We start from the raw sequence: 26,998 nt of genomic DNA, 5'->3' as shown, positions 1-26,998 counted from the left end.
AATACAGATGTTCAAAATAAGACAAGGCAGTCCGGAGGATTTTGAAGAGCTTCTCGAGATATACAAAGAGCTTCAACAGCAAAGGGCTGTTGCGAGGCCGGAGTACTTTAAACCAAACCAAGAGCCAATTAACGAACAAGACTTTTCGAAATTAATTGCTGATGAACGGAAACGGTTATATGTTGTAGAAAGAGCCGGAGCCATACAGGCCTTTACTATTTTTAAGGGCGAAAAGCAAGAGGAAACAGCTTTATATAAGGAACGCCGGGTTATTAAGGTTGAAGAGTTATACATTAAACAAGACCAGAAATACAAAGGGATCGACCAATATTTGTTTGAAAAAATCAAGAAGTTTGCTTCCAGCATCAAGGCTACAGAGATTGAGCTGGAGTTTTGGGAAGATGATCTGGAGATGATCGATTATTACGAAGAAAGACTGGAACTGATTCCAAAAACGAGAACGATGGTTTTTCCGGTCAGCAGTCTGGAAGGAGAATGAAATGACACAAGAGACAACCAGGATTTTATTTATTGGGGCCGGCAGAATGGCGCAGGCTATCATCGGCGGCTTAGCAGAGAACCAACGGTTTGCCATTACTGTTTCCAATAATGGCAATCAAGGACGGCTTGAATATGTGGAAGGCGCCTACGGAGTTTCCGTTTCTGCCGATTGGCGGCAAGAAGTAAGTCATACTGATATTATTCTGCTGGCCATGCCGCCCGAGAACCATCCCCTGTTATTAGAAGACTTGGCAGATTTGATCGACAAGCAGCTGGTAATAACAGTAGCTGCGGGTATTTCTCCATCTTACTTGGAAGAGGTGCTCCCAGTGGGAACACCTGCTGCCTGGATCATGCCGAATACAGCAGCAAAGCTGGGTGAATCAAGCACGCTGTATGCTACAGGGAAACATGTCGACCAGTATCATAAGCAGCTTTTGGAAGAAATTTTGCAAGGCATTGGGGCATTTGAAAAGGTTACGGAGGAGCAGCTTTATGAATTGACTGCGATCACCGGAAGTGCGCCAGCCTTCATTTACCGTATCGCCGAGTCCTTGAAAAACCAGGCTGCGGCTGTCGGTATTTCTGAACAGCAGGCACGTAAGCTGGTTGCCCAGATGATTGCAGGTTCTGCCGAAATGCTAAAGACTGGTGAAGACCCGGCTGAATTGGCAAATCAGGTTGCGACTCCCGGAGGATCAACTGCTGCAGGTTTAAATCTATTGGACGACCATCATATCGATCAGCTCATGCAGCAAGCAATTATAGCTTGTCGGGAAAAAAGCAGGCAGGATCATTAATTAATTAAATAATTAGAAGGAACAAGAAGACCCAGGCGTCAACACGCCCGGGTCTTTTTTCTCAGCTTTCGTTTGTTGGAGATGGTTTCTGGGAAGGAGTAAGATTTTCCTTTATTTTGGTTTCACTGCTGGAAGCCACGTTGTCGAGCATTCCTTTGAGGTCAAAGCCGGAGACATCCTTAAGCGTTTCCGGAAGCTGGCTCATTAATTTTGTCAGCTTCTGTTTCTGCGTTTTTAACATCTAACAAATCTCCTAAAAATAAAAAATGGCAATGGTTATTGGTGGAGGATAAATGGCATGATGCCGGTAGCAAAGGGTTTTGTTATAATGTACCGTATAGAAGCCAATAGGAACGATCACTGTCATTAAGTGTTGATAAGGATGATATATATTTGGAAAAGAAAGGAGGAAGGGAATGAAATTTTTACGGAATGTGATTATCGTTGGTGTTATATTAGCGGGAGTCGGATATGGCATTTACCATATCGCCGCCGGGGTGATCGCAGATAAGGTGGTCGACCAGGTCGAACAGGAGATTTATTCCAGTACAGATGAGGAGACGATAAAACAATCGATCGACAATAACCCTGAGTTACAGGAGTTCCTGGCAGATGCTCCACAAATTGACCAAAGTCAATTACCGTTCACGACCAAGGAAGGGGCAGTGAAAAATCTGATCAAGAAGTTCAGCGTCGGTGAAATACAGGAGATAAGTGAGACGGTAAACAATGGGATGACACAGGAAGAACAAATGGTTTTGCTTGAAAAAATCGAGGGAAAGCTGTCCCCCGAAGAATTGGATGCGATGAAGGTTGTTATGTATAAGGAATTGAATAAGTGAAGAAAAAAGCGACAGTATTGTCGGACGCAAGTGCCAGGATACTGCCGCTTTTTTATATAATCATCATGTAAACATTTCCATCAAGCTACGTACTGGTTAGCTTAGACCAGTTTATTGCGCGTTGCACCCATTCCTGCCATGACCATAAGCAATGAAACAGCAAGGATAGCGCCAATCGGAAGGCTCCATTTCCCTGTGGCATCGACGAGCAGTCCGATAAAAAAGGGACCAGCAGCAGCCAGCAAATAACCAAAGGATTGGGCCATTCCTGAAAGTTCGGCAGCTTGTTTTGCATCTGCAGCACGCATGCTTAATAAGGCGAGTGCAAGACTAATGCTGGCACCGAGAGCGAAACCGATAGATGTGATCCAAACAATCAACAGCCAAAAAGATCCGCCGGCCAATAAACCGCCATACCCGGTGACTGCAAACAACCCAATTAGTAAAATGATTCCCTGCTGGTTTTTAAACTTATCTGCTAAAATCGGAGCAATGAATGTAGCCGGAAGACTGATAAACTGCATATAGGATAGCAGCCAGCCGGCAGTTCCGATCGTCAATCCATAGTCATGGAGGATTTCAGGTAGCCAGGAAATGGTCACATAAAAAAGAAACGATTGCATGCCCATAAACAGGGTTACCTGCCATGCGAGTGGTGATTTTGTCAGACGTGCCGCCGTTGGTTCGAAAAATTGTTGTTTCGGCCGCTCGTTTTTTTGCTTGTGTAAATAAACCGACCAAACACCAATGCCGATGAAGGCAAGGATCACCCAGCTGACAAGTGAGAGCTGCCACCCCAGCTGCAGGTTGGCAGCCAACGGAATGCTCAAACCGGAAGCAAGTGCCGCAAAGGAAGCCATACAGGTGGAATAGACACTAGTCATAAGTCCCACCTTTTCGGGGAATTTTTCTTTAATCAGCCCGGGCAACAGGACGTTACAAACTGCTATTCCCAATCCTACCAGAGTGGTCCCGATATAAAGGGTTGGTGTATAAGCAATCGAACGGCTAATAATCCCGATAATCAATAAAAGGAGTCCAAATTGTAAAGCGCGTCCGCTGCCGATACGGTTGCTGAGCCGAGGAGCGATTGGGGACATTATCGCAAACGCAAGAAGCGGCAGGCTGGTAATCATCCCAGCTTCCCAGTTGGCGAGTCCGATATCATCACGGATTGTTCCGAGCAACGGTCCGACAGAAGTGATGGCCGGCCTTAAGTTAAAGGCTATCAGAATAATCCCCGCGATTAGCAGGAAGCGGCCTGTTGGTTTTGTCGTATGTAGGGATTTTGTATTCATATGGCAAATCGATCTCCTTCTATTTTATGGCCTTTTTCATACGAATGTTTTCTTTTTGACTGTTTGAACATACGTATAAAAGTATAGAAGAAGTAAGAACGTTCATCAAAGAAAAATGACTGGCCTGCTTGATTTACTGTTCCTTGTTTGGGAGGGCTTCATAAAGTTTTTTTGTTTCCAAAAAGCGGGCGTTTTCGTTTTCTGTACCCATGATAACGGATAGGTATCGGACCTTCCCGCGTTTTATTGTTCCGGTAAAACAGTACCCCGCAGCATCTGTATAACCTGTTTTCAAGCCATCGACACCTGGATAGCTGATTTTTTCTGCATTCATTTCAGGAAGCATGGCATTGGTGTTATAATAAGTAGTAGTGTCCTGGTCGCCGTGGGAAACAGTGTCAACGGCTAGCGAAGTTGTTTCCAGGATTTCCGGGTGCCTGTCCAGTAGCGCCAACCCTAACGTCGCTACATCTTTTACCGACATTGCATTATCTGTATGCTCTAAATTTTCGTAGCGGTAGGTACCTAAATCTTGATTGTTCAATCCCGTACTATTGACGAAAATGGTGTCATTCATTCCGAGGGTTTTAGCGGTTTCGTTCATTCTGTTGACAAAATCCCGTTCGTTGCCGGCTACAGCCTCAGCAAGTGCAATAGCAGCTCCATTTGCGGAATGAATGGCTGTGGCATGGAATAGTTCTTCTACAGAATAGGTAAGGTCTTTTCTTAACAGTATCGAAGAGTAACCGGGTGTATTAGAAATTGTGTAAGCATAATCACTAATAGGAATTTGTTGATCCCAGGTTAGTGTTCCTTGGTCGATTGCTTCCAAGACGAGGTATTCGGTCATCATTTTTGACATGCTTGCTACCGGAAGCGATTGATTAATCTGTTTTTCATATAATATTTGATGGGTATCTGCATTTACCAATATGGCAGCTTCCGCTTTAAGTTGAAGGTCCGGAAGAAGGATTTCCTCCTCCACATGGAGAGAGGAGTCCTGGTATATGACTTTTGTCGATTTCTCTTCTTCTCGTTCATTCGGGCTTCCGCTGTAAAATGAGATTGCAATAAAGCTGGCAATCAGTAACAGAAAAACAAAAATGAGTGTGTACGTAAATGCTTTCATTTAAATTACCTCCGTGAATAAAGACGAAATAAATCGAGATTAGTCTACAAAAATTGTGTCGAAAGTTTCTATCTTTCAATATAAAAACTTTAAATATAAAATGTTTAAGAAGAACGACCTGTGGTTTTGCAACTCGTGCTGAATTCGACTAGGTAAGGTTCTTTTGCTAAGTCAAAGTAAAAGGTAGGAAGAATTTCGCTTTATATTACGCGATGCGCTTCCTCTCGAAAAGGTTGGGGAGATAAATGAATAACAATAGCTTGAAGCATGAAGTGCTATCCTGGCTGAAAACCATTTTAGTGGCATTAATGATTGTCATCGTCTGCCGTCATTATCTGATAACGCCGTCCATTGTCGAGGGCGAGTCGATGATGCCGACTTTGCATGACGGTGACCGTATCATCCTCAGTAAAATAGGTAAAATTGAGCGTTTCGATGAGATTGCTTTTCAGGCACCAGACTCTGACGATGCTTATGTGAAAAGGGTTATCGGCCTGCCAGGCGACAAAATCGAAGTGAAGGAAGATATCCTTTATATCAATGACAAGCAAGTGGAAGAGCCTTACTTGGAAGAATACAAAAAAAGTTTATCGCAAAGCCAGTATCTCACAAACAATTTTACGCTGAAAGAAGTTGCCGGCAAAAGCACCGTGCCGGAAGGCTGTCTTTTTGTTCTGGGAGACAACCGCCTGGTCAGTAAGGACAGCAGGTATTTTGGTTTCATCGAAGACGACAGTGTCATCGGCGATGTAAAATTGAGAATATGGCCCTTGGAAGCCATCGGCATACCCGAGTAAAACCAAGGGGGCGGTTCCATAAGTCTTTCACCGACTTATGGAACCGCCCCCTTTCTGCTGGGTCTAACGGGGTCAGTCCCCCAAAAACGGATCATAAGAGGGAGGCTATAAAAATAGTTCATATGGGGTCAGTCCCTCACGAGTGGATTTCTCAGCATATTGTTTTGGTTGGGCTGTTTAAGTCTGTATATTGTGAACGCTATATAAAAGATGCGTACAGGAGGGTCAGTCCCCGTATCCAGTCACTAGGACTTCCGGATTGTTGTTGAGGACTGACCCCGTTTTTAATCCGGTTTTTTATAATAATTTTTGGGGGGATTGGGATAATAAGGTTATCTTGATGGAGAGTTGGGTGAGATGATGGAATATAACCAGGGTTATATGCCGGGTGAGGTAGTTTATGTGATCATTCGGAATCCGCATGTGCAAGGGGTGGCCAATGTGCAGGAGGCTGCAGTGGTGGCCGATCCGGACAATGGAAATGAACTGGCGTTGTTTCTGTACGATACATACTATCCATTAACGGAAGAAGTGGCGGTATATCGCTCGGAGCAAGAAGCAGAACATGCCTATCAGGCTGCATTTGGTACAGAGGGTTCGGAGGGGTTGCATGGTTAAACCGTTTGTGCCGCAGCTGGTATATGTAGAGCCGAAGGCCATGGAGTATCCACTTGGTCGCGAGCTTATCGATAAATTTAAGGGGATGGGAATCGAAATCAGGGAAACGACTTCCCATAATCAAGTCCGTAATTTGCCCGGGGATAACGACTTTCAGAAATACCGTAATGCAAAATCCACGCTCGTTGTAGGGATAAGAAAAACACTGAAGTTTGATACATCCAAGCCGTCTGCCGAATATGCGATACCATTTGCGACAGGGTGCATGGGGCATTGTCATTATTGTTACTTGCAAACAACGATGGGCAGCAAGCCGTACATCCGGACTTATGTCAACACCGATGAAATTTTTGACGCAGCGGAAAAGTACATGCGTGACCGGGCGCCGGAATTCACGCGATTCGAGGCTTCCTGTACTTCGGATATTGTCGGGATTGATCACTTGACCCATACATTGAAACAGGCGATCGAATATTTTGGAAGGTCAACCTACGGGAAACTCCGATTTGTGACGAAATTTGCCCATGTCGATCACCTGCTTGATGCTGAGCATAATGGCAGAACAAGGTTCCGGTTCAGTATCAACGATGATTATGTGATTAAGTATTTTGAACCGGGGACTTCCAAGCTTGCCGAACGGATAGGTGCAGCAACCAAAGTAGCGGAAGCCGGATATCCACTCGGTTTTATTGTCGCACCGATTTACTTGCATGAAGGGTGGCAGGAAGGCTATTCGGAAATGCTGGAAAGGCTGGCGGATGCGCTGCCGTCTTCCGCAAAAAAAGATTTGACATTCGAACTGATCCAACATCGATTTACGCAGCCAGCTAAACGGGTCATTGAAAAAAATTACCCGATGACAAAACTGGAACTGGATGAATCGAAGCGGAAATGGAAATGGGGAAGATATGGTATTGGCAAGTACGTCTATAAAGATGAGGAACAAGAAGAAATGAAGGATGTATTGAAATCGACCATCCACAAGCTGTTTCCAAAGGCAACAATTGAATATTTCACATGATAATCGCTTATTTGACATTACGATCCATTCATGTTTTAGTAAAAGTAGTTAAATATTTTGGAAGTCCACTAGGGGCGCCTGTATGGCTGAGATAAGGAATAACCTTGGTCCCTTTGAACCTGAACTGGTTAGTACCAGCGTAGGAAAGTGGAGACGGGATTCGTCTATCTTTGGATAAACCTTACCAAGATTGAATAAACCGCTCCAGTTTCCTGGAGCGGTTTTTTGCGTTCCGGGATCTGAGTTCGGCTTACCAATCAAATGAACTTTTCTCCGATATTATTTCCCCTCCATTTCCCAGAGGTTCTGGGCTTCCTCCAAAACAAAGGAGGAGTTTTTATCATGACATTTTCCGAACAATTAAGAAAAGAGGCAGATGAAGTCTTTGAGGGAATTCTACAGCATCCTTTTATCCGGGGGATAGCTGAAGGGAATGTACCCAAGCAGGCATTGATTCACTATGTAAAAGCAGATTATGAGTATTTGTCTGCTTTCAACCGAATATACGGATTGGCGATTTCGAAGTGCGAGGACCGGTCCGACATGGGATTTTTTCAGGAACAAATCGGATTTGTCCTCAACAGTGAAATTCATCCACATGAGAATTTCTGCCGGGTGGCGGGCGTCGACTACAGCGAGTTGCAAGGAAGTCCGCTGCCACCTACTGCTGATCACTATGTCGCTCATATGAGCAAAGCTGCATACAGCGGAACGATAGGCGAAATTCTGGCTGCATTGCTTCCATGTCCATGGACCTATCTGGAAATCGGCCGGGCCATATTGGAAGAAAAACAGCCGGATACTTCCCATCCGTTCTATGAATGGATTTCATTTTATGCAAATGGAGAAATCGGAGAAGTCACCCATGAGCTATGCAGGAAAATCGATCGTTGGGCAGCCGACGCCAGTGAAAAGGATAAGCAAAAAGCGACCCTGGCCTTTATAAAAAGCTGCCAGCTGGAATATCGTTTTTGGGACATGGCCTATACCCAGGAAGAGTGGCCATATTCGTTACCGGCCGATCAACAGATTCAGCCGTTGCATTAAAAAACAGAGAGGGGGAAGCAGCATGATTGCAAGTGCTTTGACTATTGCCGGAACCGATCCTACTGGCGGAGCTGGTATTCAGGCTGATTTAAAAAGTTTCCAGGAAAGAGAAGTGTACGGGATGAGTGTGGTCACCTCTGTAGTTGCCCAAAACACAATGGGAGTGAAGGATGTCCACCACTTGCCAGTCGATTTTATCGAAAAACAGCTGGATGCAGTATTCCAAGATATTATGCCTGCTGCGGTAAAAACGGGAATGATTGCTACCAGTGAAATGATGGAGCTGATTGCCAGTAAACTCGGAAAACAACAATCCCCTTATGTAATCGACCCTGTCATGGTGGCAAAAAGCGGTCATGAGTTGATGGAAGAAAAATCAAAACAAACAGTTAGAGATAAACTGATTCCCTTGGCAACTATTGCCACGCCGAATATCCCTGAAGCGGAAATACTAGTCGACTTTCCGATAAAGAATCTATCAGATGCCAAACGGGCAGCCAAACTGATTGTAGAAGATCTCGGAGCTGGAGCGGCCATCGTAAAAGGCGGACACCTAGCAGGAGAGGCTGTTGACGTTTTATATGACAAACAGGGATATCACTTGTTTCAATCGCCAAGACTGGAAACCAAACATACGCATGGAACTGGCTGTACATTTTCTGCAGTCATTACTTCTGAACTGGCAAAAGGAAAAACAGTACCGGAAGCGGTTGCTATAGGCAAGGAATTCATAACCGCTGCTATTCAACATACATTGGGAATCGGCAAGGGAAACGGTCCGACCAACCACTGGGGATACCGGATGAACGGACTGCCCGGCAAGCAGAAAGGGGTGGATTCTAGTGAATGAGATTGCCAGTTTACTAACGAGTGTGAGAGATAGACAACCGTTAATCCACAACATTACCAACCAAGTTGTCACTAATTTCACGGCAAACGGGCTGCTGGCCATGGGGGCTTCTCCCGTCATGGCTAATGCGGAAGAGGAAGCGGCTGACATGGCAGCTGTAGCGGATGCGCTAGTATTGAATATCGGTACGCTGACGACACCGCAGGTTAATGCGATGCTAAAGGCAGGACAGGCAGCTAACCAAAAGGGCGTACCTGTTGTGTTTGATCCGGTTGGAGTCGGAGCAACCTCATTTCGAAACATGGTTGCCTTGAGAATTCTGGAGGAAATCGACGTATCTTTGATCCGTGGTAACGCCGGGGAAATTGCTTTCCTAGCCGGAGCGGATGCAGAGATGAAAGGCGTCGACTCCGCTTTCCAAGGAGATGGGCGAAGGATAGCGGTTGAAGCCGCGAAACAGTTGGAGACAGCTGTAGTGCTTACTGGAGAAGAAGATGTTATCACGGACGGGAATTCTCTATACTTGTGCGGTAATGGTCACCAACTGCAAACGAAGATTACCGGGGCGGGCTGCCTGCTCAGTTCGGTGACTGCAGCATTTTTAGCGGTGGGAGGAGATAAACTGTCAGCGGCAGCAGCTGCTGTCAGCTATTATGGAACAGCTGCCGAATTCGCTGCCTCAGCGAGTGATGGTCCCGGCGGTTTTCAATCAGCATTTCTTGATGCCTTATATCAGGTGGAAGAGGAAGGTTGGCGAAAAAAAATGCAACTAAAACGGGTGGACGGATAACCGATGACTATACGTCACTCTTTGCAAGTTTACTTTATAATGGGGAGTAATAATTGTATCGATAATCCGCTTTACGTTTTGGAGCAGGCACTGGCTGGCGGCATAACCATGTTCCAGTTCAGAGAAAAGGGTAGAGGTGCTAAAACGGGAACAGATAAGCAAAAGCTTGCATTGCAAATGAAAGAACTGTGCCGTCGTTACCATGTCCCTTTTCTTGTAAATGATGATGTGGATTTAGCCATCAAGGTAGGGGCGGACGGAATACATGTTGGGCAGGAAGATGAACCGATTGATTCTGTTCGCCGCCGCTGTCCAGAACATTTTATTGTTGGAGTGTCGGCAACCAATGTCCATGAGGCGGTCGAAGCCGACTCCGCAGGAGCTGACTATATTGGAGCCGGACCTGTTTTTGCTACTGCTACCAAGCACGACGCTAAGACACCGATCGGGCTAGAAGGTTTAGCAGAGATAAGAAGGTTGATCGGCAACACCCCCCTTGTGGCAATCGGCGGTATTCAGGAAAAAAATGCAGCAGAGGTGATCAAAGCCGGGGCAGACGGTATATCGGTCATCTCAGCCATCAGTGCGTCGGAAAATGCATTGACAGCAGCACAGCAGTTAAAACTTCGGACAATTGTAAATTAACGTCTGTTTGTTAAGGCAGTCTGATTTCACATGAAACAGGCTGCTTTTTCCTGTTTTTCAGAAGCAGGGTTATTCATTTCGTAATTTGACGTTTGATGATAAACTGTAGGTTAGTAAAGTTGCCCAAAGGGCAGAATGTAGTGAAGGAGGGTGCAAAAATGCGCTTGCAGGACAAAAAGGTCATTGCACTCGTTGCCCATGACTTCGAGGATTTGGAACTGTGGTATCCGATTCTTCGTCTTCAGGAAGAAGGGGCGACCGTGCATTTAGTCGGGGAAAAAGCCGGCGAAAAATACATTGGAAAATATGGAGTACCCGCGGTGTCTGATTATGCCTATGCTGATGTAAAAGCAGAGGATTATGATGCAATTCTCGTTCCGGGAGGCTGGGCGCCAGACAAAATCCGTCGCTTCCCTGAAGTATTGGAAATGCTTCGGCATATGGATCATTATGAAAAACCGATCGGTCAGATTTGCCATGCTGGCTGGGTATTAATTTCCGCAGATATTGTCAGGGGAAGAAACGTCACCAGTACGCCTGGTATCAAGGATGATATGATGAATGCAGGCGGCAATTGGCAGGACTTACCGGTAGTAGTAGATGGCCATATCGTATCTAGCCGCCGTCCGCCGGATTTGCCTCCATATATGAAGGAGTTTGCTGATTTACTTGCCGATTCCTGATAGAAAGCTGGCTGTACATGTTTTGTACAGTCTCTTTTTTCGTGTTTGAAGCCAAGCCTTTTTCTATGGATGAAATCGGCATAAAGAAGGGGGGTAACGTCATGGATATCATCATTTGGATTTTGATTGCAGCTTGTTTTCTTCTGAGTTTTGCCGGCATCATTTTCCCGTGGATTCCGGCTCCGTTAATGCTTTGGATTGGTTTTTTGTTGTGTTTTTTCTTCTTAGACGGCGACTTATCGATGCTATTTTGGATTGCCATGGTGGTACTTACAATTATTCTGATAGGCTCTGATATCATTGCCAATAGTTATTTCGTGAAAAAATATGGCGGTTCCAAGTGGGGAGAAAGAATTGCTGCTGTTGGAGTGATTGTTGGTTCCTTTATTATTCCACCATTCGGAATCATCATCGTCCCGTTTGTCGCTGTGTTCTTGACGGAAATCCTCCAACAGAAAACCACCGAGCAGGCATGGAGGGCTTCACTTGGTTCATTGCTGGGGTTTCTCGGAGGAGCTGTAGCTAAAGTCGTCATCCAGTTAGTTATGGTTATTTGGTTTTTCTTTTCTGTCTGATAAAAGGCAGCCTTCCATCGCCGGATGGGCGGGAAGGCTGCCTTTTATCATGGGTGAATTCTGTCCCCCTCAGAAGGCTGTTTGAAAAAAGCTCCACTCCGGGGCTTGGCCTAAGCTTGTCGAGGCGATAAGAGTATCTCCCCACATTTTTTAGACATAACGGGATTTTTGCAGTCGATAATCCAATACATAGTTGCCGAAAGGGATGAAGGCTACCAGCAAGGAGCCGAACAGCCACCTGAACGCCCAACGAATTTTAAATGTCGTATAAGCGATCACCAGCAGGTAAACGACAAAGAAAAATCCGTGAAGGGAACCCACCAGGGTGACCACTTCGGGAAAGCCTGCTATGTATTTCAATGGCATGGCGATAAATAGAAGGACGACAAGAGAAGTTCCTTCAATCATGCCGAATATCCGGAACAGTCGAATTGGGGAGTTCAACATTAGCTACCTCCATTCCAAACATTTTTTCTTCTTTAGTATAATAGATAAAAGGATGCTAAACTATAGATTGCCAAATGTTCTGCATAAATTATTAAAACAGAGGAGAGAATGTGTTGAAAAATATATTGCCGTTGATCCTGCCGACCTTCTTAATTGTTTTTGGTGTCACTAGCTATCTGACCACGGAATTGGCGGTGGGTGCACTTATTATCCTGTTGATAGGCATGATTGTATTTTTAGTCGAGTTAAGATACATAAGAAAAGGGATGCCGAGATATCGGACGGCTGTAACATTACTGACAGCCGGGATTGTTTATCTATTGTTCGTCGTGGTGGAACAGTATCTATATGGAAAGGTTTTTAACTACTTTTTCGCGACAGTTTTCGCTATTGGTGCAGGTGCTATAGTGAACGTACTGATGCGTGACGAAAAAGGGAATTAAAAAATAGAAAGGAGTATCAATATGATTGCAAGAGTGTTGACGATTGCTGGATCTGCGGCGCAAGGCAGTGCAGGTATCCAGGCCGACTTAAAAACATTTCAAGAACGGGACGTCTATGGCATGGCCGCGATTACCGCTATTGTCGCCAATAACCCGGTCACTAGTAAGGGAATGTTCACCAATTCGTTGGAAGCGATAGAAGCACAGTATTATACAGCAATAAAAAATGTCGGAGTGGATGCTGTCAAAACCGGCATGTTGTTTACGAAAGACATTATCAACCTGGTTGCTCGTCTTCTGGAGGAATATCCACCCGCAAGTTTGGTTGTGGACCCTGTCATGATCGGAAAAATGGGGTCGCAGCTCTTAAAAGATGACGCCATTGATGAAATGAGGAAAAGGTTGTTTCCGCTTGCTACCGTTATCACTCCTAACTTGCATGAAGCAGAAAGAATATTGGAAAGCGGGCCGATTACCAATAAAAAAGAGATGAAGCATGCTGCACGGGCGCTACACCGTTTTGGCTCGGATTTTGTCATTATCAAAGGCGGTGCTCTAAAGGAGGACGCCGTCGACATAATGTATGACGGGAGCGGCTTTAAGGAGTGGAAGCATCCGCGTATCGATACGATTCACACAAGTGGGGCAGGCTGTAGTTTTTCGGCAGCGATTGCCGCTGAGCTGGCTAATGAAGCAACGATAGAGCAGGCGGTGAACACATCCAAGGCCTATGTTACTGCGGCGATTGAGCATGCCCTCGATTTTGGTAAAGGAATCGGTTCAACTTATCATGCAGCATACCGAAAACATCAGCCTCGCTAATAAGAAGCAATGTGTTGATTGAAATTATTTTTGGTTTAATGAATGATAGAAGTGCTCTGCAACAGTCTCAAAAGTTCATTAGATGGGGCAATCAAACGCTCCAGGAATCCATTTCGTTTTCCGCTGGCGGTTCGTTGTGGCTTTTTATGCACCGGGGGATAAACAGTTGATGAGAGATGAAAAATCGCAATTGCGCTATATCGCATGAAGGAAATCAGTTTTGATTTTCGAGGAATCCTTCCTAGCATTTTTTATGAAAAGGATACTACGTAGAAGTGCTCCCAATTCTATCTTCCTTAAACAAACGTTTGAGCCACAATCTTGGAATCTAGTTATTTTTCCTTTCAGTGGAAGACAATAGTCATTTTTATTGAAACCTCAGGTAAGGTGGATACGTACATGAAAGAGGAACGCATTACTAATGGAGGTGTCCAGTAAGTGGCAAAAGAGCCGGCAATGAAGTTAATTGATTTAAAGAAAGATATCGGGAAAAAGCAAATAATCAAAGGGCTGACGTTTGAGATCAACCCAGGCGAGGTATTCGGTTTTCTTGGGCCCAATGGGGCTGGAAAAACAACGACAATCCGGATGATGGTCGGATTGATGAAAATCAGCGAAGGGGATGTGTTGATCAAAGGCAGCAGTATCAAGTCTGACTACAAGAATGCTATTCAACACGTAGGAGCAATCGTGGAAAACCCGGAAATGTATCCCTTCATGAGTGGTTGGAAGAACCTTCTCCATTATGCAAGAATGATGCCTGGTATAACCGAGGAGCGGATCAAGGAGGTTGTTTCCCTGGTTGGATTAGAGAAAGCGATCCACGAAAAAGCCGGTAGATATTCTCTTGGAATGCGACAACGGTTGGGTATCGCCCAAGCCTTGTTGCATCGACCGTCGGTTTTGATTTTGGATGAACCAACCAACGGACTCGACCCGCATGGCATTAGAGAAATTCGTCAATATATCCGAACTTTAGCGGAGAAAGAAAATGTGGCTGTCATTGTCTCCAGTCACCTTCTTTCCGAAATAGAAATGATGTGCGACCGTATCGGCATTATAAAAAACGGGGAACTTGTCGCAATTGAGACGGTCAAAGCGCTGACAAAAACAGAAGAGGATAGGATACATATTGAAGCTGTGCCGCTTGATCGAGCAAACGAGCTTTTGCGCCAGACGTTACAGCTCGAACCAACCATGGAAGGAGAAAATATCAAGCTGACAGCGAAACGGGAGGAAATTCCAAGCATTGTAAAATGTCTGGTAGAAGGGCAAGTAGATGTGTTTGGAGTACAAGTCCAACGCTCGACACTTGAAGACAAATTTTTAGATGTGATTGGGGAGAATGCGATTGAGTAATTTTTTCAGGCTCGTCTTTAACGAGCAAGTGAAGCTTTATGCCAGGAAATCTACCTGGATCATGTTCGGAATCCTTGCGGCTATCATCTTGGGCGTAGCCATTTTTGGTAAAACGGTCGGAAATTTTGACGAAGACCAGTATGGCGATGACTGGCGTCAGCAATTGGAACAGGAAAATGCCGAAATTGCCGAGGGAAGCAGCGAGGAGGAGGTCGCCAACCATTGGGGGATAGAGGAAAATAACTATTATCTCGACAATGACATTAAACCTTTAGAGTACGATGCATGGCAGTTTGTGGTGGATAATGCGATGTTGTCCTCTCTGCTGAGTCTATTCACTATCATTGTAGCAGCGGGTATCATTGCCCACGAGTTCCGATGGGGAACGGTCAAACTGTTGTTGATCCGGCCGGTTGCCCGGACAAAAATCTTGTTTGCTAAATATACATCCGTTTTGTTGTTTGCCCTTACATCGCTTGTGTTTTTGCTTGTATTTTCCTGGATTACCGGGGCGATATTTTTCGGGATCAATGGTGCGAACCCTTTGCTTGTGATTCAAAGCCAAAATGATTATACACAAATAGCTGCTTGGGCAGAAATGGGCCGCTCCTATGGTTTACGCCTGGTCAACCTGGTGATGATGGCTACTTTTGCATTCATGATTTCTTCGATTTTCCGAAACAGCGGTTTAGCGATTGGGTTTGCGATTTTCCTGATGATGGCCGGGAATTCCATCATTGGTTTTTTCATGGAGTACGATTGGGCCAAATATATTTTGTTCGCAAACACAAACTTGGAACAGTATTATAGAGGTACACCTTTGATTGAAGGAATGTCTCTGTCATTTTCGATCGGAGTTCTGATCGTTTACTATATTATTTTCATGGTCCTATCCTGGTTGTTTTTTACAAAACGGGACGTAGCGGGCCACTAAAGTATTTAAAGGGAGGAACCGGAAAATGAAACGAACAGCAGAAATTGTACTTGGGGTTATCGGAGCTATCCTGTATGCTCTTTTCACATTTTTTGGAATCGTACTGATGACATTGAAAGGTAACGATGAATTTATTCAGGAAATGGAAAATGCGTTTGCAGAGCAGGGAATGGAGAATATGGGAAGCATCTCTGAGATGATTTCCGGCGGAAGCTGGTACTTGATCATAGTTTCGCTGGTGGCCATTATTCTGGGAATTGTAGCCATCGTATTCTTGAAGGGAAATAAAAAGCCTAAAGCAGCAGGAATTATTTTGATTATCACCGCCGTTTTGTCTTTCGTCTTGTTTATGGGGATGAGTCTGATTCCGGCAGTGTTATACTTAATCGCTGGTATTATGGCCTTGGTAAGGAAGCCTAAAACACCGATAACAGCCTAATGGAGTGTTAGTACGACAAAGCCTGGATCAAGTATCCAGGCTTTGTTTCTGCTTGAGATTCACTTATTTCAGTTTGTATAAGTCAGTCCGGCGGTCGCTGTATATCGGAATGGTCGCTCTGATTTTCTCTACTTCCTTCAAATCAATGGTTCCCGTCAAGATCGTTTCCTCCAGCCCGGCCTCTGCAAGGAGTTCTCCCCATGGACCGATAATCATCGAATTTCCGCCAAACTCGTTATTCGGATCAGAACCGGCGCGATTACAGGCAACCACAAAGCATTGATTTTCGATTGCCCGGCTGATCAGGAGAGCACGCCAATGGTCGATGCGCTGCTTCGGCCACTCTGCGACGACATAGAGAACCTTTGTGTCATCCAGCATGTGCGTCCGAATCCATTCCGGGAAACGGATATCATAGCAAATAACCGCTGCACTCTTTTGGTTTTCCAATACAAAAGTTCCGTCACTGTTTCCTTCTATTAAATATTTTTCCTCGTCCATCAATCGGAACAGATGCGCTTTGCTATATTGCTTGATAACATCCCCCGTCCGGGCAACTACTAGCAAGGTGTTGCTTGTTGCTTCCTCCACTCGATTGGCTACTGAGCCTGCTATCATATTTATATCCAGTTCCTTTGCCAATCTGCTCAGAAAGGCAATTGTCACATTGGCTTCTTCATCCGCAATTTCATCGAGGCGTGTCAAGTCATATCCAGTGGTCCAAAGCTCCGGGAGCAGAATAGTATCCGGTGCTTTTTTCTCCACCGCTTCTCTAATTAGTTCTTCCGCATGCCTGAAATTGGTTTGTGGCTCGCCGAAAGCGATGTCCATTTGGATTAGTGCGTAGGTTTGCTTCATGATTGGTCCCCTTCCTCTATTGCCGATTACGGAGTTGCATGTTCCAGCCACTGTTCCAGCTGTTGAATACCGGTTGTCACCTGGTCTCTTTCCGTTATATTCATCAAATGAATCGACTCTCCCGGCGCTGTCGCCGCAGCGGCAATCGACTCTATTAAATCCTTCCGCTTCGGATTAATTCCTAAATCGGATAAGCTTGTTGGCAATCCTAGCTCCCGATAATGCGGAAGCAGTCTTTTGATTTCATCCGGTCGTCCTTCTAACGCTAATTGAACCAAAATACCATAGGCAACCTTGTCTCCGTGCAAAATCGAATGAGTCTCCGGTAAGTGGGTTAATCCATTGTGAATGGAATGGGCTCCGGAGATGCGCCCGTAATGATCACCAAAACCTCCCACCATTCCTCCGGCCATAATAATCGTTTCAACAGTCCGATTAAATGACTCAGTGACCGAACCGGCTTTAATGGCTTCCAGTGCTTCTGATCCCTCTGCTAGCAAGGTATCTCTGCAAAGGCGGGCAGCATGCAACGCGATTTCTAAGGGAATTGCTTTTGTCGGAAGACCGCGTGTCAGTACGTCAGCTTCATACCACTTTGCGATAGTATCCCCGATTCCTGCGCGTAAAAAGGAAGACGGCGATTCGATCAGTATGTTCGGTTCTACAAGCACCATCCAGGTGCTTCGGGGAAAAATAACGTATTCTTCAAAGTTCCCCTCCTGATCATAAAATACACTAAGCGGTGTCCAGGCTGCACAGTTCGAGGCCAAGGTCGGAATCAAAATCACCGGCAGTCCAGTTTGATTTCCGGCTGCTTTTGCCAAATCCAAGACTTTACCCCCGCCTAATCCGATAATGAACTCGGAGTTTTCTTTTAGAGCTGTTTTGCCAATCCGGCCGGCCTCTTCATGGGTACATTCGTGACGATAAGATAGGTAGGTCAGGGGCACTCCTGGATCGACAAAGTGACGCTTCGCCGCTTTCCATGATTTTTCGCCATGCAAAAGCAGTCCACAGGAAAATTGCTGTTCCGCAATTTTTTCAGGAAGTAATTCCAATACCCCTTGATAACAATGATAGATAGCAGGAGCGCCTTGTACTTGGATTGAACTCAATGTAAGCACCTCGGTTTCTATTAATATAACAATTATCCATTTCCATATAAAAAACCTCTTCCACAAAAGGAAGAGGTTGCGTGTCGGCTCTTCCTCTTATCTTGCAGCAGTGCTGCAGGATTTAGCACCGTATGAGTCTGTTCACCGGTTGCCGGGCTTCGCAGGGCCATTCCCTCCGCCTTCTCTTGATAAGAGTATAAGATTCTTTATAGTTGCTTGCATTATCCCACCACTAGTATCTCCTGTCAAGAAACCTTATCTGAATGGACCGCTTTACAAATATCAGGTTAGTAGCTATGATTAGATACTATAATTTTATCGATCAATCGGGAGTGACAGAGTGTGAAAAATTTTGAACGATCGGATTTATTGAATAGATTGCCTGATCAGTTTTTTGCCAATCTGGTAGCAAAAGTGAAAGGCTTGGTTGAAAAAGGACACGATGTCATTAATTTGGGGCAGGGAAATCCGGATTTGCCGACACCTGATGCCGTGGTAAAAGAATTGCAGGTTGCGGCAGCAAATCCAGCTTATCATAAATACTCGCCATTTCGTGGGTTTTCGTTTTTAAAGCGGGCAGCAGCAGATTTTTACAAACGGGAATACCAAGTGGATCTTGATCCAGAATCGGAGGTTGCTGTTTTATTCGGTGCGAAAACAGGACTCGTGGAATTGAGTCAATGTCTGCTTAATCCTGGGGACCTCGCATTGCTCCCTGACCCGGGCTACCCGGATTACATGTCCGGTATCGCTTTGGCCAACGCTGAAACGCACTTGATGCCATTATTGGAAAGCAATGCATTTTTGCCAGACTATCAATCCATTAATCATGAAAAGTGGGAAAAGGCCAAACTGTTGTTTTTGAATTACCCTAATAACCCGACTTCTGCTGTAGCGGACAGGTCTTTCTTTGATGAAACGATTGCGATGGCAAATAAGCACAACGTTTGTGTCATCCACGATTTCGCGTACGGCGCATTGGGATTTGATGGAGAGAGGCCGCAAAGCTTTCTCCAATCTGAAGGTGCCAAGGAAGTCGGTGTGGAAATCTATACGCTTTCCAAAACCTATAACATGGCAGGATGGAGAGTGGCCTTTGCAGTCGGAAACCGCTCAGTAATTGAAAGCATCAACCTGTTGCAGGACCATATGTATGTCAGTTTGTTCGGTGGAATTCAGCACGCTGCTGCCAAGGCACTTACTGGCAATCAGACAGAAGTCTCCAAGCTGGTGCAAACCTATCAAAATAGAAGAGATCGATTTATTGATCGTTTAAATGCAATCGGTTGGAAGGTTGAAAAGCCGAAGGGTACCTTCTTCGCCTGGCTGCCAGTGCCGGACGGTTTTAACTCTGAATCTTTTGCCGATTTGTTGCTGGAAAAAGCACACGTGGCTGTAGCGCCCGGCAACGGATTCGGGGAGAACGGCGAAGGCTATATACGTGTCGGTTTGCTGGACAAGGAAGAACGCTTGGAGGAAGCGGCAGATAGGATAGCGGCATTGGGGCTATTTGATAAGTAGAAGCAAAAAAGGACTGGTTTCTTTAAAACCAGTCCTTTTCATGTACGTACAAATATGCGGATGAATCTCCAATGTATCAGCATACAAATTTACCCCCCTGTCATTTAATCACTGGAAGTGCCGGGGGGTATTTTCGTTATAATAGTAATCCTTCAGTAAAAGACTGCGAGTGTTCGAAAGAAAAGAACATAATAAAATATAAACAAAATTTATAACAGCGCTTGCAAAAAATTACTGACAACTTTATAATTTGTTTATATAACTTATACGTACAAATTGCAAAGAAGAGAAAGCGTTTTGTGAAAGCGTTAGCAAATAACTGTATTGAGGTGAAAAAATGTCAAGTGAACTTAAAGCGGAACTAAATTTGGACAAAAACTATCAAATTGGCAAAGTGGATGAACGAATTTACGGCTCTTTCATTGAGCATCTTGGCAGAGCTGTATACGGCGGGATATACGAGCCAGGTCATCCCAAGGCGGACGAACATGGGTTCCGAAAAGATGTTATGGAACTGGTTCGAGCGTTAAGAGTCCCAATCGTAAGGTACCCTGGAGGGAATATGGTTTCTGCCTATAACTGGGAAGATGGAGTGGGGCCGAAAGAAGAAAGACCACAGAGATTGGAACTGGCCTGGAGAACAATAGAGACAAACCAGGTTGGAACAAATGAATTTGCCGATTGGGCTCGAAAAGTTGGTTCAGAAGTTATGATGGCAGTTAATCTAGGTACCCGGGGAATCGATGCAGCGAGAAATTTAATTGAATATACGAATCATCCTGGCGGTACATATTGGAGTGATCTTCGAAGGTCTCATGGTTACGAAAATCCCCATAATATCAAGACATGGTGTTTGGGAAATGAGATGGACGGACCATGGCAGGTTGGGCAGAAAACAGCTTATGAATATGGCCGGTTGGCTTCCGAAACAGCCAAGGCGATGCGGCTTGTTGACCCGAACATCGAATTGGTTGCATGCGGTAGTTCAAATACCGATATGCCCACTTTTGCAGAATGGGAAGCGACCATATTAGATCACACATATGAACAAGTGGATTATGTATCTCTTCATCAATACTACGGGAACCATGAAAATGATTCAGCAAATTACTTAGCGAAGAATATGGATATGGATCATTTTATTAAAACGGTAATTTCAATTTGTGATTACATTAAAGCAAAACACCGTAGCAAGAAGACGCTTAATTTAAGTTTTGATGAATGGAATGTCTGGTATCATTCGGGCGAACATGACAAGAAACTGGAACCATGGACAATTGCACCACCTCAGTTGGAGGATCACTACAATTTCGAGGATGCATTGTTGGTGGGAAGTATGTTGATAACTTTTTTACAACATGCTGACAGAGTAAAAATGGCTTGTCTTGCTCAATTGGTCAATGTTATTGCACCTATCATGACAGAAAATGGAGGAAGAGCGTGGAAACAGACCATCTACTATCCGTATCTTCATGTATCTGTTTTTGGGCGAGGTGTATCCTTACAGCCCATACTTTCTTCTCCAAAATATGATAGTAAGGAATTTACAGATGTACCGTATATAGATTGTGCCGCTGTATTAAACGAAGAAGCCGAGGAGTTGTCAGTCTTTCTGGTAAACAAACACTTGTCGGAATCGATTTCTTTAACAGCGGATTTTAGAAGCTTTAAGGAATATCGGGTGTTGGAGCATATAGTGCTGGAAAATGATGATTTAAAAGCTGTTAACACAGCAGAGCAGCAAACAGTGATTCCACATGCAAGGGGAGATGCCTCATTAAAAGATGGTACATTGAGTGTTAATTTATCAAAAACTTCCTGGAATGTCATTAGGTTGGGTAAACGACAAACATTTGAAAGCGCTTAAAATGAAGGGGGATACTAATAATGAAAAAATATTTACTTTTTATTCTTGCAGTGGCATTTTCAATATTACTAACGGCTTGTGGAGGAAATAATAAGTCTTCAGGAGGGGGTGGGGAAGCTAATGCCTCAGAAACAGTGGGAGAAGATATTGAGGGTGCAACAGAATTAACCTTCTGGACCTATCAAGAACAACACATGAAAATTTTCAAAAGTGCAGCCGAAAGATGGAATGAAGAATATCCAGACCGTCCAATCAAACTGGTGGCAGAAACTTATCCTTATGATCAGCATCATAATAATTTACTAATGGCCATGCAATCGGGGTCGGGCGGACCGGATATAGCCGATATAGAAGTGGGAAGGTTCTCGAACTTCTTGCAAGGGGATATTCAGTTGGAACCAATGAATGAGTACATGGAGCCCCTGAAAGACGTATTAATACCTTCACGAATCGATATGTACAGTAAAGATGGTAATTATTATGGTGTTCCTACTCACTTGGGAGCTACTGTGGTTTATTATAATCAAGAAATAATGGATGAGGCAGGCGTGGATATTGATTCTATTAAAACTTGGGATGATTATGTAGAAGCAGGTAAACAAGTAGTCGAGAAGACAGGAGTTCCTATGACCACAGTTGAAACAGACGAGCATTGGAGCTATTGGCCGCTGGTCAGTCAAAGCGGATCCGATTTCTTCGATGAAAATGGTGAGTTAATTTTGAGTAACGAAAAAAACGTGAAGACCCTTCAATTCTTGCAAGACATGGTTTATGAATCGGAAATAGCCGTGACGGCTCCCGGGGGTTTTCACCATTCTGAAGAGTACTACGGATTTATGAATGATGGAGGAGCAGCCTCTTTGATGATGCCTATGTGGTATATGGGTCGCTTTATTGATTATATGCCCGATTTGAAAGGGAAAATGGTTATGAAACCAATGCCTCTGTGGGAAGGATCTGATGCTAAGACGGCCGGCATGGGTGGAACAGGTACGGTCGTTACTAAAACCTCTGATAACGTAGACTTAGCTAAAGAATTTCTTGCTTATGCAAAACTGTCTGAAGAAGGAAGTATAGCGTTATGGAAGCAACTTGGATTTACTCCTGTAAGGACCGATGTTTGGGATTCACCAGAACTACAAGAAGATAATGAATACTTTGATTACTTTGGGGATTATATCTGGGATATGGTAAGCGAAATGAGTGCTGAAGTTAGCGGAATTAAACTGACTCCTTACACAGCTGATGTTATTACGGAGCTTCAATCAAATGTTATGCACAGTGTTATTAGAGAAAAATCACAAACTCCTAAGGAGGCCCTGAAGCAAGCTGAAGAATCAATTAGAGGAAAAATGGAAGCAGGAGAGTAACTGATTAATGTAGGGAAAGGATAGCTGGTGCTATCCTTTCCCTATCAAACAGAAGACAAGGAGGTTAACAGATGCTTCAGTCACCTACCAATGATGAATCAAGGGTAAGGGTACCAAATACTAATAAGGGACAGTATTCTCCGAACCCTAATCCAAAAGGAGACAAGAAACAAAACCGGGTAATCAGGTTTTTGAACTCTCAAAAAGTGGCACCCTATGTATTTATTACCCCATTTATTGTTTCTTTTCTATTGTTAACTTTATACCCGACTATTAAGGCTTTTACCATGAGTTTTCAAAGAGTCCTGCCAGGTCAAAGCCATTTTATCGGTTGGAATAATTATGAAAGGATTTTTAATCCGACGTTTTACAAGGCGTTGCAAAATACCACCATATACGTAGTGCTTACAGTTGTTATCTTGGTTGTCGTGCCGATTGTGCTTTCTGTTATTTTAGACTCTAAGTTAGTAAAATTTAAAACATTGTTCAGAGCTTCCTTGTTTATTCCCTCTTTGACCTCTGTCATTGTGGCGGGCACTATTTTTCGGTTGATTTTTGGAGAATCAGATGCTTCCGCTGCGAATCAGATTATAGGTATCTTTGGGATGGAACCAATAGAATGGCGTTATAATTCATGGTCTGCAATGTTTCTGATGGTGGTTCTCTGCTGCTGGAGGTGGATGGGAGTCAATATGCTCTATTTTTTAGCAGGCTTGCAAAATATTCCAAAGGAATTATATGAGGCAGCGGAAATAGATGGAGCAAATGTTTTTCAAAAATTCTATTATGTTACTTTGCCGTTTTTAAAGCCTATTACGATTTTCGTTATTACAATTTCCATCATTAACGGTTTTAGAATGTTCGAAGAGAGCTTCGTATATTGGGAAACTAGTTCACCAGGTAATATAGGAACAACTGTCGTCGGATATATTTATCAACAGGGAATTCAACAGAATGACCTGGGATTTGGTGCCGCAATCGGAGTAGTATTAATGCTTATCATTTTTGTAATCAGCATCATTCAGCTTTTACTAACCGGAGCCTTTAAAAGGAGCGATGAGTAATGGAAAGGAAAAGTGCTTCTCTTTATAAATGGTTGGCAACTCTTGCTTTTGCGTTAATCTCCTTTATAGCGTTATTCCCTATTCTAGGATTGATTATTTCGTCTTTCCGTTCATCGTCAGAATTGATGAGAAATGGAATGAGTTTAACGTTTAATTTAAGCGAATTAAATATCAATAACTATTCATATATCTTCACCCAGGCTTCGGAGTACTGGAATTGGTATGGAAATAGCTTGATTATCTCGACGTTAACAATTGTTTTGTCGTTGTTTTTTTCTTCAATGGTTGGTTACGCATTAGCTTTATATGAGTTCAAAGGAAGAAATGTTTTATTTGTGCTGGTACTCTTTATTATAATGGTGCCATTTGAAATTCTGATGCTTCCTTTGTATCAACTCATGATCAATATTCAATTAATTGATACGTATTTTGGAGTGATGATGCCATTGATTGTAGCTCCGATTGCTGTGTTCTTCTTCAGACAATATGCACTTGGATTACCCAAGGCTCTTATGGATGCAGCCAGAATTGATGGGTGTACTGAATACGGAGTATTTTTTAAAATAATGATGCCCTTAATGCTCCCCTCTTTTGCAGCAATGGCAATTTTACAAGGGTTGAACAGCTGGAATAACTTCTTATGGCCACTCCTTGTTTTACGTTCAAATGATATGTTTACTTTGCCTATTGGTTTGGCGACATTGCTCACTCCATATGGAAATAACTATGATGTTTTAATTGCCGGATCAGTTATGACCATCATTCCAATTGTTATTCTGTTCCTTTTCTTTCAAAAGTATTTCGTATCCGGTCTCACAGTAGGAGGGGTAAAAGGTTAAGGAAAATAGGAAATATTTTAAGGATGGTTGAAGAATGAATGGAAAAGAAGTAGTTTCTGCTCTCGACATGATGTTTCGGTGGGTGACTCGCCTCGTATGTATTAATATACTCTGGATTTTCTTTACATTTGCAGGTTTATTGCTGCTAGGGATATTCCCTTCTACAACAGCGGCCTTGGGAATCATCAGAAGGTGGTTATTGGGTGAACAAGACTTTTCAATATGGCGCGCCTATAAGGAGATGTACCAAAAAGAATTTTTTCAGGCGAATATAATTGGATGGACTATTGCAGGTATCGGTGCCATCCTCTACCTGAATTATCAGATAATTTTAACCAGCGAACAGGATTTTTGGTTTTTTGTTCCTTTTGCTTTTTATGTTGTTTTGTTTTTTTATGCTCTTCTGTTGTTTTGGTGTTTACCGTTACTTGTTCATTACAAGACTTCATGGTTTCATTATTTGAAGAACGCTATTGTACTTGGATTGACGAATATTCATTATACGTTGCTAACAGGTACGTTTTTTTTTCTTGTAAGTTACTTTTCTTTAGAGTATCCGGGAATTTTTCCTTTTTTCTCTGCCAGTCTACTGGCAGCTGGCTGGATGTGGTCTTCATTTCAAGTTTTCAAAAAAATAGACAAGATCTGAGTAAGGGAGAGTTAGGTAGTTAAAAAAGAAAATAAGAGAGAGGATGAAAAGCTCTGATCCGCAACACTACAAATCTGGAGATCATGAGTTTCATTCTCTAAAATATTGAGGAGTGAGGAACGGTCAACCAGGGTGAGAAGTACATAACCGATATAGTACTGTTTCGTAACTACGTTAGGACAGAAATAAGGGAATGTCGGAGTTAGGCGTTTTATCAAAACGAAAAGCATATATCCAAGGCAACCGAAGAAAAAAGAGTTTGTGTAAACAACTTCAATAGAATTTGGAGTCCTAGTTTGAATTTCTTATTTATCTTCGTATTTTGAGAATGTCGAAAATCGTTGCCGAGATTGGAGGAAGAGAAAATGAGAATTAAGTCTATAAAGCATCCAACACTTTTGGTTAAAAAAGGTGGGTGGCCAAATTTGCCTGCGAAGGTAGAAGTTGAATTGGAAAGCGGAGAAAATATCCTCGTCCACGCAACATGGGAAGAATTTGACAATGAGAAGGTACAGAAAGAAGGATCTTTTGAAGTGAAAGGAAAAGTAAATTTAAAGACATTTACCAATCCGTTGATTGAACAGCGCGCTGATCCTTTTTTATATAAGCATTCGGACGGATATTATTATTTTACAGGATCTTTCCCCGAATATGACCGTATTGTATTACGCCGGGCAAAAACCATCGAAGGATTGAGAGAAGCAGAAGAACGGGTGATCTGGAAACGACATCTTTCGGGAATTATGTCCGAGCATATATGGGCCCCGGAAATTCATTATATCGGGGGGAAATGGTATATTTACTACGCAGCTGGGGATAAAGATGACGTTTGGGCAATTCGCCCATATGTTCTGGAGTGTGAGGATGAAAATCCGCTGATAGGAGAATGGGTGGAAAAGGGCCAAATAAATACAGACTTTCAAAGTTTTTCTTTGGATGCTACCACTTTTGAACATGATGGTAAACGTTATTTGATTTGGGCTCAAAAAGTTGATAGGGAAACAATTTCAAACTTATATATTGCAGAAATGAGCAATCCATGGACCATTACAGGTGGGCAGCGCATGCTATCTACACCGGAGTTTGAATGGGAACAGCAAGGTTTTTATGTGAATGAAGGCCCCGCAGTGTTGAAGCGTAATGGGAAGGTATTTATCGCCTTTTCTGCTAGCGCCACTGATGATCGGTACGCAATGGGGCTTCTTTCAGCAGATGATACAAGTGATTTACTTGATAAAAATTCATGGACGAAAATAAGGGAACCGGTCTTCGTAAGTGATGAAGAAACTGAAGAATATGGACCCGGTCACAACAGTTTTTCAGTCTCAGAGGACGGAAAGACAGATCTTTTAGTCTACCATTCCCGGTCGTATAAGAAAATTGAGGGTAATCCACTATATGATCATAACAGGCATACCCGTGTGCAAGAATTATTCTGGAAAAAAGATGGAACTCCTTACTTTGGCTTTCCAGGCCAGCGCTGGGAAGGCGAAGTTTCTCTGACAGCCACTATCGAAGTAAAGGGCGATTAGTCAAAAGCTGACTCATCCAGATAGCTAATGCATCCGGTGAGTCAGCTTCTTATACACTGCTGTGACAGAATAGGATAGATTGACGCTTGTAACAACAGTGGTTCAAATGACTTTTATTGTACGCAGACTTTCTTTCACTGGAA

General features: G+C 43.6%; 30 protein-coding genes and 2 riboswitches. Of the genes, 24 read left to right on the top strand and 6 right to left on the bottom strand.

Annotated features, from left to right (window positions below):
* The first annotated feature begins 7 nt into the window (after positions 1 to 7).
* Together BLR82_RS17285 and proC are read left to right on the top strand one after the other, a co-directional pair.
* Positions 8 to 499 carry a GNAT family N-acetyltransferase gene (locus BLR82_RS17285; protein ID WP_074600702.1) on the top strand — a complete coding sequence of 164 codons (492 nt, stop codon included), beginning with the start codon at positions 8 to 10 and terminating at the stop codon, positions 497 to 499.
* A gap of 1 nt (position 500) precedes the next feature.
* Complete coding sequence (gene proC / locus BLR82_RS17280; protein ID WP_074600701.1) at positions 501 to 1,301, top strand: pyrroline-5-carboxylate reductase; 801 nt, start codon at positions 501 to 503, stop codon at positions 1,299 to 1,301.
* 61 nt (positions 1,302 to 1,362) lie between these two features.
* Here proC and BLR82_RS17275 read toward each other — a convergent pair whose 3' ends face one another.
* Positions 1,363 to 1,542 carry a hypothetical protein gene (locus BLR82_RS17275; RefSeq protein ID WP_074600700.1) on the bottom strand — a complete coding sequence of 60 codons (180 nt, stop codon included), beginning with the start codon at positions 1,540 to 1,542 and terminating at the stop codon, positions 1,363 to 1,365.
* A gap of 175 nt (positions 1,543 to 1,717) precedes the next feature.
* Between BLR82_RS17275 and BLR82_RS17270 the strand changes: the two genes are divergently transcribed.
* The gene (locus BLR82_RS17270; protein WP_074600699.1) at positions 1,718 to 2,143 is read left to right on the top strand and encodes a hypothetical protein; all 426 of its coding nucleotides are present in this window, start codon (positions 1,718 to 1,720) and stop codon (positions 2,141 to 2,143) included.
* A 101-nt stretch (positions 2,144 to 2,244) separates the two neighbouring features.
* Here the strand turns inward: BLR82_RS17270 and BLR82_RS17265 are convergent, their stop codons facing one another.
* Positions 2,245 to 3,441 carry a CynX/NimT family MFS transporter gene (locus BLR82_RS17265; protein ID WP_074600698.1) on the bottom strand — a complete coding sequence of 399 codons (1,197 nt, stop codon included), beginning with the start codon at positions 3,439 to 3,441 and terminating at the stop codon, positions 2,245 to 2,247.
* A 133-nt stretch (positions 3,442 to 3,574) separates the two neighbouring features.
* Positions 3,575 to 4,570: a D-alanyl-D-alanine carboxypeptidase family protein gene (locus BLR82_RS17260; RefSeq protein WP_074600697.1), complete on the bottom strand. Its 996-nt coding sequence runs from the start codon at positions 4,568 to 4,570 to the stop codon at positions 3,575 to 3,577.
* A 245-nt stretch (positions 4,571 to 4,815) separates the two neighbouring features.
* Here BLR82_RS17260 and lepB point away from each other — a divergent pair, with 245 nt between their 5' ends.
* The 9 genes from lepB (at position 4,816) to BLR82_RS17215 (ending at position 11,596) form a co-directional block, all read left to right on the top strand.
* A complete protein-coding gene (gene lepB / locus BLR82_RS17255) occupies positions 4,816 to 5,367 on the top strand; it encodes a signal peptidase I (protein WP_074600696.1) in 552 nt (183 codons plus the stop codon).
* Between the two features lie 360 nt (positions 5,368 to 5,727).
* Positions 5,728 to 5,985 (top strand): transcriptional regulator SplA domain-containing protein, encoded by a 258-nt coding sequence (locus BLR82_RS17250; RefSeq protein ID WP_074600808.1) that lies wholly within the window; start codon positions 5,728 to 5,730, stop codon positions 5,983 to 5,985.
* Positions 5,978 to 7,006 carry a spore photoproduct lyase gene (gene splB, locus BLR82_RS17245; RefSeq protein ID WP_074600695.1) on the top strand — a complete coding sequence of 343 codons (1,029 nt, stop codon included), beginning with the start codon at positions 5,978 to 5,980 and terminating at the stop codon, positions 7,004 to 7,006. Before BLR82_RS17250 ends, splB begins: the two co-directional genes overlap by 8 nt.
* 60 nt (positions 7,007 to 7,066) lie before the next feature.
* A riboswitch (TPP riboswitch) is annotated at positions 7,067 to 7,169 on the top strand.
* Positions 7,170 to 7,348: 179 nt separating this feature from the next.
* The gene (gene tenA, locus BLR82_RS17240) at positions 7,349 to 8,053 is read left to right on the top strand and encodes a thiaminase II (protein WP_074600694.1); all 705 of its coding nucleotides are present in this window, start codon (positions 7,349 to 7,351) and stop codon (positions 8,051 to 8,053) included.
* 22 nt (positions 8,054 to 8,075) lie between these two features.
* Positions 8,076 to 8,903, top strand: coding sequence for a bifunctional hydroxymethylpyrimidine kinase/phosphomethylpyrimidine kinase (thiD, locus tag BLR82_RS17235; RefSeq protein ID WP_074600693.1), 828 nt, complete (start codon positions 8,076 to 8,078; stop codon positions 8,901 to 8,903).
* Positions 8,890 to 9,693 (top strand): hydroxyethylthiazole kinase, encoded by an 804-nt coding sequence (thiM, locus tag BLR82_RS17230; RefSeq protein WP_074600692.1) that lies wholly within the window; start codon positions 8,890 to 8,892, stop codon positions 9,691 to 9,693. The genes thiD (BLR82_RS17235) and thiM overlap by 14 nt, the downstream gene beginning before the upstream one ends.
* Positions 9,694 to 9,696: 3 nt before the next feature.
* Entirely contained in the window at positions 9,697 to 10,338 is a 642-nt protein-coding gene (gene thiE / locus BLR82_RS17225) for a thiamine phosphate synthase (RefSeq protein ID WP_074600691.1), read from the top strand.
* Between the two features lie 158 nt (positions 10,339 to 10,496).
* Positions 10,497 to 11,021: a type 1 glutamine amidotransferase domain-containing protein gene (locus BLR82_RS17220; protein ID WP_074600690.1), complete on the top strand. Its 525-nt coding sequence runs from the start codon at positions 10,497 to 10,499 to the stop codon at positions 11,019 to 11,021.
* Positions 11,022 to 11,122: 101 nt separating this feature from the next.
* Positions 11,123 to 11,596 (top strand): DUF456 domain-containing protein, encoded by a 474-nt coding sequence (locus BLR82_RS17215; RefSeq protein WP_074600689.1) that lies wholly within the window; start codon positions 11,123 to 11,125, stop codon positions 11,594 to 11,596.
* Positions 11,597 to 11,746: 150 nt separating this feature from the next.
* Here the strand turns inward: BLR82_RS17215 and BLR82_RS17210 are convergent, their stop codons facing one another.
* Entirely contained in the window at positions 11,747 to 12,043 is a 297-nt protein-coding gene (locus tag BLR82_RS17210) for a DUF3817 domain-containing protein (RefSeq protein WP_074600688.1), read from the bottom strand.
* 113 nt (positions 12,044 to 12,156) lie between these two features.
* Between BLR82_RS17210 and BLR82_RS17205 the strand changes: the two genes are divergently transcribed.
* From BLR82_RS17205 to BLR82_RS17185, 5 genes are all read left to right on the top strand, one after another.
* Positions 12,157 to 12,486 carry a hypothetical protein gene (locus BLR82_RS17205; RefSeq protein WP_074600687.1) on the top strand — a complete coding sequence of 110 codons (330 nt, stop codon included), beginning with the start codon at positions 12,157 to 12,159 and terminating at the stop codon, positions 12,484 to 12,486.
* A 21-nt stretch (positions 12,487 to 12,507) separates the two neighbouring features.
* Positions 12,508 to 13,308: a bifunctional hydroxymethylpyrimidine kinase/phosphomethylpyrimidine kinase gene (gene thiD, locus BLR82_RS17200; protein WP_074600686.1), complete on the top strand. Its 801-nt coding sequence runs from the start codon at positions 12,508 to 12,510 to the stop codon at positions 13,306 to 13,308.
* A gap of 456 nt (positions 13,309 to 13,764) precedes the next feature.
* The gene (locus BLR82_RS17195; RefSeq protein ID WP_074600807.1) at positions 13,765 to 14,667 is read left to right on the top strand and encodes an ABC transporter ATP-binding protein; all 903 of its coding nucleotides are present in this window, start codon (positions 13,765 to 13,767) and stop codon (positions 14,665 to 14,667) included.
* The gene (locus tag BLR82_RS17190; protein WP_074600685.1) at positions 14,660 to 15,601 is read left to right on the top strand and encodes an ABC transporter permease; all 942 of its coding nucleotides are present in this window, start codon (positions 14,660 to 14,662) and stop codon (positions 15,599 to 15,601) included. The genes BLR82_RS17195 and BLR82_RS17190 overlap by 8 nt, the downstream gene beginning before the upstream one ends.
* 25 nt (positions 15,602 to 15,626) lie before the next feature.
* Complete coding sequence (locus tag BLR82_RS17185) at positions 15,627 to 16,040, top strand: DUF4064 domain-containing protein (protein ID WP_074600684.1); 414 nt, start codon at positions 15,627 to 15,629, stop codon at positions 16,038 to 16,040.
* A 63-nt stretch (positions 16,041 to 16,103) separates the two neighbouring features.
* Here the strand turns inward: BLR82_RS17185 and BLR82_RS17180 are convergent, their stop codons facing one another.
* Positions 16,104 to 16,898 carry a carbon-nitrogen family hydrolase gene (locus BLR82_RS17180; protein ID WP_074600683.1) on the bottom strand — a complete coding sequence of 265 codons (795 nt, stop codon included), beginning with the start codon at positions 16,896 to 16,898 and terminating at the stop codon, positions 16,104 to 16,106.
* Positions 16,899 to 16,924: 26 nt separating this feature from the next.
* Complete coding sequence (locus BLR82_RS17175) at positions 16,925 to 18,022, bottom strand: iron-containing alcohol dehydrogenase family protein (protein WP_425440910.1); 1,098 nt, start codon at positions 18,020 to 18,022, stop codon at positions 16,925 to 16,927.
* An 84-nt stretch (positions 18,023 to 18,106) separates the two neighbouring features.
* Positions 18,107 to 18,208, bottom strand: a riboswitch (SAM riboswitch).
* 147 nt (positions 18,209 to 18,355) lie between these two features.
* On the opposite strand from BLR82_RS17175, the gene BLR82_RS17170 reads away from it, so the two are divergent.
* The 7 genes from BLR82_RS17170 (at position 18,356) to BLR82_RS17140 (ending at position 26,855) form a co-directional block, all read left to right on the top strand.
* On the top strand, positions 18,356 to 19,534 hold the full coding sequence (locus BLR82_RS17170; RefSeq protein ID WP_074600682.1) for a pyridoxal phosphate-dependent aminotransferase: 1,179 nt from the start codon (positions 18,356 to 18,358) through the stop codon (positions 19,532 to 19,534).
* A gap of 337 nt (positions 19,535 to 19,871) precedes the next feature.
* Positions 19,872 to 21,401 carry an arabinosylfuranosidase ArfA gene (arfA, locus tag BLR82_RS17165; RefSeq protein ID WP_074600681.1) on the top strand — a complete coding sequence of 510 codons (1,530 nt, stop codon included), beginning with the start codon at positions 19,872 to 19,874 and terminating at the stop codon, positions 21,399 to 21,401.
* A 20-nt stretch (positions 21,402 to 21,421) separates the two neighbouring features.
* Positions 21,422 to 22,771, top strand: coding sequence for an ABC transporter substrate-binding protein (locus BLR82_RS17160; protein WP_074600680.1), 1,350 nt, complete (start codon positions 21,422 to 21,424; stop codon positions 22,769 to 22,771).
* 71 nt (positions 22,772 to 22,842) lie between these two features.
* Positions 22,843 to 23,835, top strand: coding sequence for a carbohydrate ABC transporter permease (locus BLR82_RS17155; protein ID WP_083334919.1), 993 nt, complete (start codon positions 22,843 to 22,845; stop codon positions 23,833 to 23,835).
* Positions 23,835 to 24,674 (top strand): carbohydrate ABC transporter permease, encoded by an 840-nt coding sequence (locus BLR82_RS17150; RefSeq protein WP_074600679.1) that lies wholly within the window; start codon positions 23,835 to 23,837, stop codon positions 24,672 to 24,674. The genes BLR82_RS17155 and BLR82_RS17150 overlap by 1 nt, the downstream gene beginning before the upstream one ends.
* Before the next feature lie 34 nt (positions 24,675 to 24,708).
* Positions 24,709 to 25,323, top strand: a complete 615-nt coding sequence (locus tag BLR82_RS17145) for a YesL family protein (protein ID WP_074600678.1) — start codon at positions 24,709 to 24,711, stop codon at positions 25,321 to 25,323.
* A 365-nt stretch (positions 25,324 to 25,688) separates the two neighbouring features.
* A complete protein-coding gene (locus BLR82_RS17140) occupies positions 25,689 to 26,855 on the top strand; it encodes a family 43 glycosylhydrolase (protein WP_074600677.1) in 1,167 nt (388 codons plus the stop codon).
* The last annotated feature ends 143 nt before the right edge of the window (positions 26,856 to 26,998 follow it).

The organism is Sediminibacillus halophilus (assembly GCF_900103695.1).
Classification (GTDB): Bacteria; Bacillota; Bacilli; order Bacillales; family Amphibacillaceae; genus Sediminibacillus; species Sediminibacillus halophilus.
The sequence above is the reverse complement of the archived record's forward strand: the minus strand, read 5'-3'. Positions and strand labels throughout refer to the sequence as shown.